The following is a 13,835-nucleotide window of genomic DNA, read 5'->3' as shown; positions in this document are numbered from 1 at the left end:
GTAGGAGGAGACCCCTTGAAAGTGCGAGAACGCCGCCGCAGCGGGCTTTTCCCGCCGCGGCGGCGCTTGCTTCCAGCATGAGCGATCGGCCCGGCACCGCGTGTTTCTGGTAGGTTCCTGACAACATCTCCCGGTCAGCGGCCGGCGACCGTTGGCCTGGTCGGACCGTGTTCCGCCTGTCCGGGTGACCGTTCTCAGGACGGTGCTGCGGGTGAATGCCAGGGCAGCTGCTGCCTACTTGTTGCGGCCCTTGCCGAGCCCCGGGTTGCTCTTCTTGTTTCCCTTGTTGCCGTTGCCCGGGTTCCCGCGACGACCGTCGTCGCCGCGGTCGTCATCATCGTCGTCGCGATCGTCGTCGTCATCCCGGTCGCCGTGCGTCCAGCGGTTGCCGGACTTCCCGCAGCCGTCATTCCCACGGTTCTCCCGGTCGCTGCCGTCGCCAGGCCACTGCTCCCACCGACCGCCCGCGCCGTCCCAGGCGCCGAACAGCCCCAGAAGCTCCTTCGCGGCATCCGGATGGATGAACTTGCCCTGGAACTTCACGACCTGCTTGACGAACGAGGACCAGTTGCCGTTCATCACCTTGGCCTTCAGGGCGTTGTACTGGCCGTGATGGATCTTGGACTCCCACCTGGCCAGCACCGCGAGCACCGTCTGCCGCAAACCCTCATCGGCGGCGGGGTCGTCGCCCTCGTCGCCACCGGTCGGCGGGGCCACCACGGTGAAGGCGACGGAGGCGGTCGCCTGGTTACCGGCCCTGTCGGTGGCCGTCACCCGGAGGACGTGCTCCCCCTCGGCCAGCCTGGCCAGGTCGAGCTTCGGCTGGGTGAAAGCCGCACCGTCCAGCTCCACCTTCACGCCGTCCCGGGCGACGCCGGACAGCCCGTCCCGCACCGAGTACGAGAGGGTGAGCTCGCCCTCCGCAACGTACTCGGCGCCATCCTCCGGCGCGCTGATGCGAACCGTCGGCTTGGTCTGGTCAACCGTGAAGACAACCGTGCCCGACGGCACGCTCTCGTCGCTGCCGTAAAGGGCCGTCACCCGGTAGGACCAGATGCCCTCGCCCGGGACCACGTCCGCAAACTGCCGCTCGGTGGCCACGGCGGTGGCGAGCAGCCCGAACTCGCCGTCGCCCTCGGCCCGGTAGATGTTGTAGCCGGTCACGTCACGCTGCGGCGCCTCCCAGGAGAACCTGACCGTCCGGCTGTTGGTGGCCGCCGACTTCGTGCGCATGACCGGCGCCTGGTCCAGGTGGCTGCTTCGGATCTCGAACGAGACGTCGGCCGTGCCCACGTTCCCCGCCCGGTCGGTCACCTGCACCCCGAACCGGTGTGTGCCATCGGCCAGGTCCGCCAGCGGGATGACCGGCTGGTCGAGGGCGGCTCCGTCGAGGAAGTAGGCGACGTCCTCCTCATCGTACCCGGCCCCCGCATCCGTCATCCGGACCCGTACCGCCAGCGAGCCTTCCGGACGGTAGACCTTGCCGGCCTCGGGGGTGCGGATCGTGACTGCGGGCGCCACCGTATCCATCGTCACCGTCGCCGGTGCGGCGCGGCCGCTGAGGTTGCCCGCCAGGTCCTGCGCCACGACGGTGTAGGTATAGACGCCGTCCCCGGTCAGCCGGTCGTCGAAGAAGGCGAGCCCCGCCTCCACGTAGCCGAGGAACTGCGCCCGCTCGTCGCCCGCAGAGCGGTAGACCAGGTACCGGGCCACGTCTTCGTCCTCCGGCGGGGTCCAGCTGAGGGTCACGGCGCCGTCGCGGGTGTAGGCGGGCTCAGCCACCAGGTCGGCAGGGGCCGCCGGGGCCGTCGTGTCGGTGGCGATCTCGTCCCCGTTGGCCGGGTCGTCGTAGAGCACCGACTTCCAGGCCGACGGTGCGCTCCGGTTCCCATCCTCGTCCACCGCGACCACCGCGTAGTGGTAGCGGCCCTCGGCGGCGAGCTCATCGGTGGCCGTGAGGTCGGCGGTCATGCCCACGTAGGTGGTCTCGTCCGCCCGGGGGGAGACTCCCTCGCCGTAGAGTCGGTGGACCTCGTAACCGACGACGTCAGCGGAGCGGGCGGAATCCCAGCTGAGGGCCACGTGACCGTCTTCGGTGACCCGCGGCGGCGTGAGCGCCAGGTTCCGGGGCGGGGCCAGACGGACGGAGCCCGAGGCCAGCACCGCAGGGGCCCCCAGTGCGGCGGAGATGGCCAGGACGGTGCCGATGGCCATCGCCTTGTGTAACCGTGAGGAAAGCAACTTCGTGTGCATGCGCCGATCCCTCCTGTGATCCTTGCTCACCAGAGTCGTTCGGCGCATGCACAGCCGGTCTGGGGGTGCCCCCTCAAAATGCCATTTTTCTATGCACAAGTAGCCGGCACGGGTACCTGTCCCGCCTGACGACCCGTGCCGGTTGCGGCGCTAACGCCCCGGGGTGCAGGTGACCAGGAAGGGAGATCAGTCCTGGGCCTCGGATGACTGGCGCACCGTGCTGCTCTGCCAGAGCGCCCGCATCTCCTCCGACCGCTCCAGCAGCTCGTCCAGCCGCCCGCGGTCGACCACCCGGCCGTCCCGGAGCAGGATGATCTGATCCGCCCGGCGCAGCGCCGCCTCCCGGTGGCTCACCACCAGGCAGGTCACGTCGCCGCGCCGGAAAAGCCGCTCCCACAAGGCCTGTTCGGTCTCCACGTCGAGGGCGCTGGAGAGGTCGTCCATGATCAGGAGTTCCGGCCGGCGCAGGAACATCCGGGCCGCGGCGGTGCGCTGCATCTGACCGCCCGACAGGCGCACCCCGCGCACCCCCACCCGGGTCTGCAGCCCTTCCTCCATCGCGGCGAGGTCCCGCTCCAGCACCGCGTCGTAGACCGCCGCCGCCACCTCGGCCGCCGAGGCGTCCCAGCCCAGGCGGATGTTCTCCTCCACGGTGCCGCTGAAGAGCAGCGGCACCTGGGGCGTCGCCGCACAGCGGGGCGGCGCCATGAAGGCGGCCGGGTCCGCGACCGGCTCCCCGTTCCAGTAGATGGTGCCCGCCTGCGCCGGCAGCATGCCCAGGATCGCCCGGAGCAGGGTCGTCTTGCCCGACCCGACCCGGCCGGCGACTACGGCGAAGCTGCCCCGGGTGAGCGTGAAACTTACGTCCTCGATGCCCCGGCCGCTGTCGGGGTAGCGACAGGTGAGCCCCTCCACGCGCAGCTCCTGCAGCGGGCCGGCGGCCGGAATCGGCGGCTCCGGCGGCACCGGCACCGGGCCGCGAAGGCGAATCTCGCTGCGCCGCGTCAGCCGGTCGGGCGGTGCGCCCTGCATGAGCGCCAGCAGCCGGTCCTTCGAAACGCCGGTCTGGCGGTACAGAGCGAGCCAGCGGCCCGTGAAGTGCGTGAAGTCGGCCACGTAGCCCAGGTAGTAGACGAAGAGGGCGAAATCGCCCACGGAGAACTGCCCGCCGGCCATCGAGCGGGCGCCCAGGAGCAGGATCAGCCCCATGCCCAGCGAAGAGGCGTTGAGCCCCACCGACTCCAGCACCTGGACGAGCAGCCGGTCGGAGACCATCGCCGCCCGCCGCTCCTCACTCAGGCGCCGGAAATGGGCGATCACCCGCGATTCGGCGCCGGCCACCTGCACCGCCTGCACCGCGCCGAAGAGCTCGGCCAGCAGGCCGGTCACCCGGGCCGTGGTCTCCCGGCTGCGCCGGCGGTTCTGCAGGATGCGGTTCCCCACCGCCCGCGTCACCACCAGCACGGCGGCCAGCGGCAGGAAGACCAGGAGCGTCATGCGGGCGTCGATGGCCAGCAGCATGCGCAGCGCCACGAGGGCAAAGGTGGTCTGGCCGACCACGTCCAGCAGAAAGTCGGCCGTCTCCTCCGCCTGCACCACGTCGTCCCGGAGCCGGTTGAGCGCCTCGCCGGGCGCCTCAGGCAGCGCCGCTGCACCGGGAAGCTCAAGGATCCGCTCCAGCACGTTGCGCCGGAGCAGGGCCGCCACGTACTCCCGCCCCGTCGCCGCGGTGAGAAAACCGGCGGTCAGCACGGCGAACCGGCCCACGGCCACGGCCACCAGCAGGGCGATGATCGTGGCCGGGTCGAGCCCCGCCGGCGCCGCGCCGGTGAGCCGGTCGAAGAAGGCCTGGGTGAGCAGGCCGGGCAGCACCGGCAGCAGGTACATGGTGGTGAAAAGGACCAGGCTGATCAGGTAGAGCCAGGGCTTGTACGTGACCAGGTGCCAGACGAACCGCCAGGTAGACATCACACCAGCACCTCTTCCGCAGCCGTGCGCAGCAAGTGGGCGAACCGGGAGCCGGGATCGGCGGCAAGGCGGGCCCGCTCGCCCCACTCTGCCACCCTTCCGTCCTCGAGGATCAGGATCTGGTCGGCCCGGTGGACCGTGGCCAGCCGGTGGGCGATGATGATGCCGGTGCGGCCGGCCAGCAGCCGGTCGATGGCCCGCTCCACGAGGGCCTCCGTGGCCGGGTCGAGCCGGGAGGAGGCCTCGTCGAGGATCACGAGTCCGGGGTCTGCCAGAAAGACCCGGGCCAGCGCCAGAAGCTGCGCCTCGCCGGCGGAGAGTCCGCCCGCCTCCAGGGGGGTGTCCAGCCCCTGCGGCAGCGACTCCACCCAGGCGCCCAGCCCGAGCTCATCCAGCACCGCCAGGAGCCGCCGGTCGCTGATGGACCGGTCGAAGAAGGTCAGGTTGTCGCGCACGGTCCCGGCGAAGAGCTGCACGTCCTGCGTGACGAATCCGACCCGGCTCCGCACCTCCGCCACCTTCGCCTCCCGCAGGTCGACGCCGCCCAGACGCACTGCACCCGCGTCGGGGTCGTAGAAGCGCAGGAGCAGGCGGGCGATGGTCGACTTGCCGCTGCCGGTGCGCCCCAGCAGCCCGAGCACTTCACCCGGGCGCAGGTACAGCCTGACGTCGCGCAGGACCGGCGCCCCCGGCTCGTAGCCGAAGGAAACGCCGTCCAGTTCCACCGAAAGCGGCCCCGGCGGCAGCGGTCGCCCCGGACCGTCGGGCACGCGCGTCTGCACGGCGAACAGTTCCTCCACCCGCTCCACCGCCGCCCCCGCCTTCTGCAGTTCCTGCAGGTGCGTCCGGATCTGCTCGATGGGCCGCCGGAGCTGTTCGGTGTAGTGGAAAAGCAGGTAGACCGTGCCGGCCGTGATCGCCCCGCGGGCGTGGAGCCAGGCGCCCACCCCGAGGGAGAGTGCGGCGCCCACCGCAAACGTGACGATGGAGGAACCCCACATCAGGGCAACCGTCATGCTGGCCTTCAGGTTATGCCCGTAATATTCCTGGACCATGCGCAGATAGCGGCTCAGCATGTGGCGCCGGGCGCCGCTGGCCTGGATCACCTCCGTCCCGGCCAGCACCTCGCTCAGGAAGCCGTAGTACTCGGCCGAGGCCTGACGCTGGCGGGTCCAGTAGGGCACGGAGAGGTTCCGGACCCAGCCCAGCACCCAGAGGGTGAAGAGCGCGAAGGCCGTCAGCGCCACGCCGGCCCGCCAGTCCTCGCGGAAGAGCAACACGAGGATGCCCGCCATCAGCACCAGGTTGGCCAGCACGCCGATGAACAGCTGGGAGAAGAACTGCGACAGAGCGGTTACGTCGCCATCGATGCGCTCCACCATCTCGCCCGGCGTGCGGCTCTTGTGGAAGCCCAGGTCAAGCCGGAGACAATGGTCGGTCAGGTCGGCCCGCAGCGCGTTGGTGGCGCGCCAGGAGACCGACTCGCTCACGTACCGGGCAGCCACGTTCACCACCTGGGCGGCGAACGCCAACCCGATGAAGAGGATGGCCAGCGCCTGCAGGGACAGCCCCCCCGACGCCTCGCCAGCGGCGACGTCGAGGAAGCGCCGCAACACCTGCGGGTTGATGAGCTGGAGTGCGATGCTGAGCGCAAGCAGGAGCGCGAGGAACGTGACCTGCGCCCACTCCGGCTTGAGGTACCGCGTGAGCAGCCGCACGTAACGGCGCAGCGGCAGGCCCATGAGGTCTCTCCCTCCGACAGTCAGATGGAGAAAGAGATACGACGCAACTTGTCCAGTTCCCTGTTTATTGCGGCTATTTTCAGTTTGCGACATCGGCCCGAATTTGCGGGCCTGTCGCGTCTTGCGGGGGCGTCGCCTCGTTCGAGTAGACGACTCGAAGCCTCGTGGGGTAGAATGAAGCCTAACCAAATCGCGAGGAGGCGATTGCCCAGATGAGCAAGCTGCGTGTGGCGGTGGTGGGCTACGGCAACGTGGGGCGCTATGCACTGGAGGCTGTGCAGGCCGCTCCCGACATGGAGCTGGCCGGGGTGGTCCGCCGCCGTGTGCTGGCCGCCTCCCCGCCGGAGCTCGCCGGCGTGAAGGTCGTCACGGACATCGGCGAGCTGGAGGGCGTGCAGGGCGCCCTGCTCTGCGTGCCCACCCGATCTGTTCCCGAGTACGCGGAGGACATCCTGAAGCGCGGCATCCACACCGTGGACAGCTACGACATCCACGGCGAGCTGGCCGACCTCCGGAAGCGGCTGGACCCCGTGGCGAAGGAACACGGGGCGGTCGCGGTGATCTCGGCCGGCTGGGATCCGGGCACCGACTCGATGATTCGGGGCATGCTGGAGTTCATGGCGCCGCGGGGCATTACCTACACCAACTTCGGCCCCGGCATGTCGATGGGCCACTCGGTGGCGGTGAGGGCGGTTCCGGGAGTGAAGGATGCGCTGTCGCTCACCATCCCCGCCGGCATGGGCACCCACAAGCGGGCTGTGTACGTGGAGCTGGAGCCGGGGGCCGACTTCGCCGCCGTGGAGCGGGCGATCAAGACCGATCCCTACTTCGCGAAGGACGAGACCCGGGTGACCCAGGTCGAGGACGTGAGCCAGCTCATCGACATGGGGCACGGCGTGGTGATGGAGCGCAAGGGCGTCTCCGGCGCCACCCACAACCAGCTGTTCCGGTTCGAGATGCGCATCAACAATCCGGCGCTCACGGCGCAGGTGATGGTGGCGTCCCTGCGGGCCGCCGCCCGCCAGCGGCCCGGGTGCTACACGATGTTGGAGATTCCGGTAATCGACTTCCTTCCCGGTGACCGGGACGAGTGGATCCGGAAGCTGGTGTAGCGCGGACGGACAGCTGGCACAAACCGGGGAGGCCGGGTGACCGTGTCACTCGGCCCCCCTTTTCTGCACCCCGGGCCACAGGCGCCGGGGACCCCCACACCGGCCCCCGCCAGCCCCGGTTCCTCCGCATCGCCAACTACCTGTGAGCCAGCCACCAGACCGTGCGCGCCACGATGCCAACCGGGAGCGCACCGATTGCCGCCAGCATCCACCAGGATGCCGGGAACGACCCCTCACCGGCGGAAGCCCCGCCAGGACCGCCAGATGCGTCTGGATCCGCCTCGAGCGTCTTGAGGGCGAACTTCTGAATGGCGGGCTGAACTTCCTTAAACGTATACAGTTTCAGCAGTTCAACGCCAGACAGGGGAATCGGACCGATGGGGACCACGTATTCCGTACCCTGGTGATTCAGGTAGAGAAACTCCATGGCCCCCAGGCGCACCAGTTTCACGCCGGCCTGCGACGGGAGGGCAGACAGGCCGCGCTGCAGGTACTCCCCTTGGCCGCCGAATTCATAGCGCCGGTACTCTCCGGTCTCCAGTTGCCTGAGCGTGAGGCGCGTGATGGGGCGGCCGTTGCTGGAAACAACGAACTCCAGCATCTTGACGTCTCTGATCGCATCCCCAAGGGTCTCCAGGTCCTTCGCAGCCGTTGAGAAGTCGAGCCTGTAGATCGGAATTCCCTCGCCCACCCGGGCCTGGCGGAGTTCCTGTTCGCTCGCAAAGCCAAACTGGTCCCACGGAACAAACCCCTTGTAGGTATCGAGCGCACGCTCGGCGGCCTCCACGGCCGCGTTCGCCTCAGAGGCCAAGGCGGTCGAACCCCCGCTGCCGCTCAGCAAGATCATGCCGGCGATCAGGGTACTCAAGACGGCTTTCAGCCAGGTACAGCGGTTCACGGGTCCCCCTCCTCTCACACCCAGAAGTTCCAGAGGCCCTGCTTCCAGTAGTGGTCGTAGTCAACGCGGACGAAGTCGCTATACGAGCGAATCTTGTACGCTCCTGGCCTTTCTGTGCACCACCATGGATGTCCTGCAGGAACGCGAGTGGGTACTCAGCGCTAAGAGATTCCTCGGCGCCTCGGTTCGAGGCTGGACTGTAACCAAAAAACTGCGCGTCAGGCGCATCAAGTAGGGCAATCCGCAGCAACTCATCGATGAGTAAGACCGCCTCGCCAGTTCCCCAGAGGTGAACGCAACGCAAGCGGCAGAGGGATGACCTCTGCCGCCTCCATTTCACTCTTCTCCCAGATACCGGCGCATGCCCTCCCGGGCCTCGGCCGTCACCACCTGGGCGCAGAACTCCCGGCGCTCGGCCTCGAGCCGCGCCGCCACGTCGCCCAGGGTGCCGCGCAGCAGCCGCCGGGTGCGGCGGACCGAGCCCGGCCATAGGGCGGCGATCTCGGCGGCCACCCGCCAGGCCTCCGCCCGCACCGCCGAAGCCGGCACCACCCGGGAGGCCAGTCCCCACTCCACCGCCTGCTGCGCGGTGATGGTGAGGTTGCGCAGCAGCACCTCCGCCGCCCGCCGCGGACCGATCACGGCCGGCAGGAGAGCGGTCCAGCCTCCGTCGGGGCTGAAGCCGACCACGTTGTACCAGGGCGCAAAGCTCGCCTCCGGCGCCACCAGCACCACGTCTGCCGCCAGCACCAGCCCGAGCGACCCACCGGTCACGATGCCGTGGACGGCGGCCACCACCGGCGCCGGAAAGTCCAGCAGGGCCAGCACCGCCCGGTTGAGCTGCCCCACCAGGCCGTCGGCGTACTCGCCGATGCCCTCTCCCTGCGCGTAGAACCGGCGCACGTCGCCGCCGGTGGAGAAGGAGCGCCCCTCGGCCTGCAGCACCAGGGCCCGCAGGTCGGGCCGGTCCCGCAGGGCGCCCAGGGCCTCCAGCAGCGCCCCGAGCAGTTCAGGCACCAGGCTGTTGTGCCGCCCGGGCCGGTTCAGGGTGAGGCCCGCCACCGGGCCCTGCCACTCAACCCGCACGAGCGGTTCCACCGGCCACCACCCCTCCCTCGCCGGTCCGGACCCGCCGCGCCTCCAGCCGGCGCCCCACGGCCCGGGCTAGGCCCGCCAGGCCGCTGGGCAGGAAGAGCACCAGCAGGGCGTAGAGCGCCCCCAGGGCCAGGCGCCACCGCTCGGTGTAGCTGGAGAGCAGGGTCCCCGCCAGGCGGATGATCCCCGCGCCCAGGGCCGGTCCGCCCAGGGTGCCCACCCCGCCGATGATCGACATGAGGAGCACCTGGATCGTCGTGTCCACGCCGACCACGCTGGGCACCACAAAGTTCTCGGTGGCGGCGTACATCACCCCGGCCAGGGAGGCCACCATCCCGGCCAGCACCAGGGAGCCGAGCTTGAAGGCGAACACGTTGTAGCCCAGCGCCGCGGCCCGCTGCTCGTTCTCCCGGATGGCCACCAGCGTGCGTCCGAAGGGCGAGGCCAGCACCCGGCGCAGGACGAGGTAGGTCACCACCGCCAGCGCGAGCGTGAGGAAGTAGAGTTCCACCCGGTGGCGGGGGCCGTAGGCCCAGTCCGGGGCCACCTGCACGGCCAGCCCGTCGCTGCCGCCGGTGATGCTGCTCGCCTTCTCCGCCACCACCCGGAAGAACTCGGCAAACGCCATGCTCACCATGGCGAAGTAGACGCCCTTCACCCGCAGCGAAAGGCTCCCCACGATGAGCGCCAGCACCGCCGCCACCACCGGCGCCACCGCCAGGGCGGTCCAGAAGCCCGCGCCCATGTACTTGGCCAGCAGGATCGCCGCATAGGTGCCCGTGCCGAAGAACAGGGCGTGGCCGAAGGAGACGATGCCGGTGTACCCGAGCAGCACGTCGAAGCTCATGGCGAACACGGCGAAGACGAAGGCGCCGATCAGAAGTGCGAGCAGGTACCGGTTCGAACCCAACCCGGGCAGGAAGGGCAGCAACGCCAGGAAGAGGATCACAGCGGCCGGCACGGCCACTCCAAGCCAGCCGCCCTCCGGTTTGCGCAGACGCAGCACCTGGCTCACCCCCCTTGCCGGCCCAGCAGCCCCTCAGGGCGGAGGACCAGCACCACGGCCATGAGGGCGATGTTCACCGCCAGCGCAAACTGCGGCGCGTAGTAGCCCACGAACGCCTGCGTCAGCCCCACCAGGATGGCCGCCAGCAGCGACCCGGTGAAGCTGCCCAGGCCGCCCACCACCACCACGATGAAGGCGGGCAGCAAGTTCTCCGAGGCCAGCGTGGGGTGCGCTCCCTCGAAGGGGCCGGCCACGGCGCCGCCCAACGCCGCCAGGGCCCCGCCCAGGGCGAAGACGCCGGTGAAGACCTTGCGGATGTCGATGCCCAGGGCCTGCACCATCTCCCGGTCCTCCACCCCCGCACGCACGATGATGCCCAGCCGGCTCCGGGTGAGGAAGAGATGCACCAGCAGCCACACCGTGAAGCCCACGGCGATGATGAAGAGCCGGTAGACGGGGAAGGGCCGGTCGAAGACCGTGAACGTGCCCTGCAGGGCCGCAGGCACCGCAAAGGGCAGCGGGTAGGGCCCCCAGATCGCCTCCACCGCCTCGTCGAAGACCAGGATCAGCCCCATCGTCATCAGCACCTGGAAGAGCTGCCGTCCGTAGAGCGGCCGGATCGCCAGCAGCTCGATGAGGGCCCCGAGCACGGCCCCCAGCAGCGTGCCGCCGACCAGGGCCAGCACGAAGTTGCCGGTGGCCATGTAGAGGGTAAGCGCCCCGTAGGTGCCCAGCATGTAGAGGGCTCCGTGGGCGAAGTTGAGCACGTTCATCAGGCCGAAGATGAGGCTGAGGCCCGAGGCGATGAGGAACCAGAGCAGCCCCACCGTCAGCCCCTGCAGGACGAGCCAGCTGATCAGCCCCATCTCACGCCACCCCCAGGTAGCGGCGCCGCAGTGCGGCGTCGCCGAGGATCTCCGCCATCGAGCCCTGGTAGACGGTGCGGCCGTCGTCCAGCACCACCGCATGGTCGCCCACCGCGGCGGCGAGCCCGAAGTTCTGCTCCACCAGCAGCACCGTGGTCTCGGCCGCGATCTGCTTCAGGGCCTCGCCCAACTGTTCCACCACCACCGGCGCCAGGCCCTTGCTGGGCTCGTCGATGAGCAGCAGGGCGTTCTCGCTGAGCAAAACCCGCCCGATGGCCAGCATCTGCTGCTGCCCGCCCGAGAGCGTGCCGGCCGGCCGCCGCCACGCCCGGGCCAGGTCGGGGAAAAGGCGCAGCACCCAGTCGAGCCGGGCCTCCAGGCTGCGCTCCCGCGGCGGCTCGCCGGCGGCGCCGCGGGCGTACCCCTCGGGCGCCCGCCCCCGGAGGGGCCAGGGCAGGTCGCCGCCGCGGGTCGCCACCCGCAGGTTCTCGGCCACCGTGAGGTGCCGGAAGATGCCCCGGTCCTCCGGCACGTAGCCGATGCCCCGCCGGGCCACCTGGTGCGGCGGCAGGCGGGTGATCTCCTCGCCCCGGAAGCGGATTCGCCCCGCCCGGGCCGGTGCAAGCCCCATCACGGTGCGCAGGGTGGTCGTCTTGCCGGCGCCGTTGCGCCCGAGGAGCACGGTGATGGCACCCTGTTGCACGGTGAGGGTGACCCCCTGCAAAATGTGGTACTCGCCGATGTAGGTCTGCACCCCGTCAAGCTCCAGCAGCGCCACTTCCGCTCACCTCCCCGGCGGCCGCGGGGCCCGCGGCCAGGGCGTAGCCGTGGCTCGCCCCCAGGTAGGCCGCCTGCACCCGCTCGTTGGCCACGATCTCCTGCGGGGAGCCCTCCGCGATCACCGTGCCCTCGGCGAGCACGGTGATCGCATCGGAAATCCCCAGCACGATGTCCATCTTGTGCTCCACCATCAGAATCGTCCGCTTCCCCTGCGCCCGGATGCGCTCGATCACGGCAATGATGCCGGGCACCTCCTCCCGGCTCATGCCGGCGGTGGGCTCGTCGAGGAGCAGGAGCTCCGGGTCCAGGGCCAGGAGCATGGCGATCTCCAGCTTGCGCTTCTCGCCGTGGGCGAGCTCACGGGCGAGCACCCGGGTCCGGTCCTGCATCCCCACCGTCTCCAGGGCGGCCTCGGCGGCCTCCCGGTACTCGGCCAGGCTCTCCGCCCGGCGCCAGAAGTGCCAGGAGTGGCGGCCCCGGGCCTGGGCGGCCAGGCGCACGTTCTCCAGCACGGTGAGCTCGGGGAAGAGGTTGGTCAGCTGAAACGACCGGCCGATGCCCCGCCGGGCGATCTGGTGCGGGGGAAGGCCCGTAATGTCCTCCCCCTTGAACAGCACCCGGCCCGACGTGGGCTTGTAGATGCCGCTGATCAGGTTGAAGAGCGTGGTCTTGCCGGCGCCGTTGGGGCCGATGACGGTGCGCAGGGTGCGGGCCGGCACCTTCATCGAGATGCCCCGGTTGGCCGCCAACCCGCCGAAGCTGATCGACACCTCTTGCGTCTCCAGGAGAATCTCCGCGCGCACGTCGTCTCCCTCCAGGCTGAGCCTCACCGGTTCAGGCCTCACGGGTGTTCCCTCACCGGTCTTCCGTCACCGGGTCACCCGAACCGGCGGCGCCGACTCCTCGGGGGAGAGCTCCTGGATCAGCCGGAGCACGGGATCGTCGTGCTGGTCGTCCTTCACGACCTCCACGAAGTACATGGGCTGCAGGGCCTGGTGGTCCTCCTTGCGGAAGGTGTAGGTTCCCTTGGGCCCCTGGAAGCTCATGCCCTCGAGGGCCTCGATCAGCTTCTCGGCGTCGGTGGAGCCGGCCTTCCGGATGCCCTCCACGATGGCGATGCCCGCCGCCATGCCGCCCGCGGTGAAGAGGTCCGGCGGCTCGCCGTAGAGCTTCGTATGCTGCTCCACCAACCAGTCGTTCACCTCGTTCTGCGGCAGGGTGTAGAAGTAGCGCACCGCGCCGCGCAGCCCCACGGCGGCGTCGCCCAGGCCCTGCAGCGAGGCCCGGTCGCCGATGCCGGTGGTGACCCGCATCTGCCCGTAGAGCCCCATCTCCCCGATCTGCTGGAAGAGCTTGAGGGCGTTGCCGCCCGACCAGGTGACCATCAGCACGTCGGGATTCAGGTCGCGCACCTGCTGCAGGTAGGTGGCGAAGTCCTTGGCGTCCAGCGGCACGTTGATGTTCTTGATCACCACGCCGCCCGCTTCCTCGAAGACGGCGTTCCAGGCCTCCTGCGACGAGGTGCCGAAGGCGTTGTCCGGGGCCAGGTGGACCACACGGTCGCCGGGCTTCTCGATGGCGGCCCGGCCGCCCGTGAGCGCATCCTGGCTGTTGATGCCCGCGGTGCGGAAGATGTACCGGTTGAAGTCCGTGGTGGTGAGCTGGTCACCGGCCGCCGGGTCGACCATGTAGATCACCTGGTACTGCTCGGCCACCGAGGCGATCTGCAGGGCCACGGGCGTCGAGGCCGAGCCCTGGAGGATGTGCACGCCGTCGCTCTCCAGCAGCTTGATGGCCTTCTGCTTGCCCACGTCCGGGCTGCCGGTGTCGTCTTCGATCAGGACCTCGATGGGCCGGCCCAGCACCTCGTTGGTGCCGCCGGTCGCGTACTCGATGCCCAGCTTCAGCCCCTTGATCTCCTGGTCCGCGTAGCCGGCCAGCGGCCCGGTCACCGACGTGACCACGCCGATCTTGATCGGCCCGGCGGCGCTCCCCCCACCGGAGTCGCCGCCCTCCCCCGACGGCCGTGCGCCGCCGGAGGAACAGGCCGCGACCAGAAGGGACAGGATCAGGGTCAGGATCAACGGAATCCCCTTGGAACGCATCGCTCACACC

Annotated in this window: 11 protein-coding genes; 1 reads left to right on the top strand and 10 read right to left on the bottom strand. The window is 69.9% G+C overall.

Features of this window, described 5'->3' with window-relative positions:
* Positions 1-234: 234 nt before the first annotated feature.
* The 3 genes from AB2385_RS05080 to AB2385_RS05070 form a co-directional block, all read right to left on the bottom strand.
* Positions 235-2,253 carry a hypothetical protein gene (locus AB2385_RS05080; protein ID WP_367653858.1) on the bottom strand — a complete coding sequence of 673 codons (2,019 nt, stop codon included), beginning with the start codon at positions 2,251-2,253 and terminating at the stop codon, positions 235-237.
* A 186-nt stretch (positions 2,254-2,439) separates the two neighbouring features.
* Positions 2,440-4,221, bottom strand: coding sequence for an ABC transporter ATP-binding protein (locus AB2385_RS05075; protein ID WP_367653900.1), 1,782 nt, complete (start codon positions 4,219-4,221; stop codon positions 2,440-2,442).
* Positions 4,221-5,963 carry an ABC transporter ATP-binding protein gene (locus AB2385_RS05070; protein ID WP_367653857.1) on the bottom strand — a complete coding sequence of 581 codons (1,743 nt, stop codon included), beginning with the start codon at positions 5,961-5,963 and terminating at the stop codon, positions 4,221-4,223. The genes AB2385_RS05075 and AB2385_RS05070 overlap by 1 nt, the downstream gene beginning before the upstream one ends.
* Before the next feature lie 212 nt (positions 5,964-6,175).
* Between AB2385_RS05070 and AB2385_RS05065 the strand changes: the two genes are divergently transcribed.
* A complete protein-coding gene (locus AB2385_RS05065; protein ID WP_367653856.1) occupies positions 6,176-7,075 on the top strand; it encodes a diaminopimelate dehydrogenase in 900 nt (299 codons plus the stop codon).
* Positions 7,076-7,211: 136 nt separating this feature from the next.
* Here AB2385_RS05065 and AB2385_RS05060 read toward each other — a convergent pair whose 3' ends face one another.
* The 7 genes from AB2385_RS05060 to AB2385_RS05030 all read right to left on the bottom strand — a co-directional run bounded on the left by AB2385_RS05060 (position 7,212) and on the right by AB2385_RS05030 (position 13,825).
* Positions 7,212-7,973 (bottom strand): hypothetical protein, encoded by a 762-nt coding sequence (locus AB2385_RS05060; RefSeq protein WP_367653855.1) that lies wholly within the window; start codon positions 7,971-7,973, stop codon positions 7,212-7,214.
* A 336-nt stretch (positions 7,974-8,309) separates the two neighbouring features.
* A complete protein-coding gene (locus tag AB2385_RS05055; RefSeq protein ID WP_367653854.1) occupies positions 8,310-9,071 on the bottom strand; it encodes an enoyl-CoA hydratase/isomerase family protein in 762 nt (253 codons plus the stop codon).
* Entirely contained in the window at positions 9,049-10,074 is a 1,026-nt protein-coding gene (locus AB2385_RS05050; RefSeq protein WP_367653853.1) for a branched-chain amino acid ABC transporter permease, read from the bottom strand. The genes AB2385_RS05055 and AB2385_RS05050 overlap by 23 nt, the downstream gene beginning before the upstream one ends.
* Positions 10,075-10,079: 5 nt before the next feature.
* Positions 10,080-10,940 carry a branched-chain amino acid ABC transporter permease gene (locus AB2385_RS05045; protein ID WP_367653852.1) on the bottom strand — a complete coding sequence of 287 codons (861 nt, stop codon included), beginning with the start codon at positions 10,938-10,940 and terminating at the stop codon, positions 10,080-10,082.
* A gap of 1 nt (position 10,941) precedes the next feature.
* The gene (locus AB2385_RS05040; protein WP_367653851.1) at positions 10,942-11,718 is read right to left on the bottom strand and encodes an ABC transporter ATP-binding protein; all 777 of its coding nucleotides are present in this window, start codon (positions 11,716-11,718) and stop codon (positions 10,942-10,944) included.
* Positions 11,699-12,523, bottom strand: a complete 825-nt coding sequence (locus AB2385_RS05035) for an ABC transporter ATP-binding protein (protein ID WP_367653850.1) — start codon at positions 12,521-12,523, stop codon at positions 11,699-11,701. The genes AB2385_RS05040 and AB2385_RS05035 overlap by 20 nt, the downstream gene beginning before the upstream one ends.
* A gap of 66 nt (positions 12,524-12,589) precedes the next feature.
* On the bottom strand, positions 12,590-13,825 hold the full coding sequence (locus AB2385_RS05030) for a substrate-binding domain-containing protein (protein WP_367653849.1): 1,236 nt from the start codon (positions 13,823-13,825) through the stop codon (positions 12,590-12,592).
* Positions 13,826-13,835 lie beyond the last annotated feature (10 nt).

It is taken from the genome of Symbiobacterium sp., assembly GCF_040797425.1.
Lineage (GTDB): Bacteria > Bacillota > Sulfobacillia > Symbiobacteriales > Symbiobacteriaceae > Symbiobacterium.
The sequence above is the reverse complement of the archived record's forward strand: the minus strand, read 5'-3'. Positions and strand labels throughout refer to the sequence as shown.

Excerpts from the sequence above, each read along its gene's own strand:
- AB2385_RS05080 (WP_367653858.1), bottom strand. The coding sequence starts at position 2,253 with ATGCACACGAAGTTGCTTTCCTCACGGTTACACAAGGCGATGGCCATC.
- AB2385_RS05075 (WP_367653900.1), bottom strand. The coding sequence starts at position 4,221 with ATGTCTACCTGGCGGTTCGTCTGGCACCTGGTCACGTACAAGCCCTGG.
- AB2385_RS05070 (WP_367653857.1), bottom strand. The coding sequence starts at position 5,963 with ATGGGCCTGCCGCTGCGCCGTTACGTGCGGCTGCTCACGCGGTACCTC.
- AB2385_RS05065 (WP_367653856.1), top strand. The coding sequence starts at position 6,176 with ATGAGCAAGCTGCGTGTGGCGGTGGTGGGCTACGGCAACGTGGGGCGC.
- AB2385_RS05045 (WP_367653852.1), bottom strand. The coding sequence starts at position 10,940 with ATGGGGCTGATCAGCTGGCTCGTCCTGCAGGGGCTGACGGTGGGGCTG.
- AB2385_RS05030 (WP_367653849.1), bottom strand. The coding sequence starts at position 13,825 with ATGCGTTCCAAGGGGATTCCGTTGATCCTGACCCTGATCCTGTCCCTT.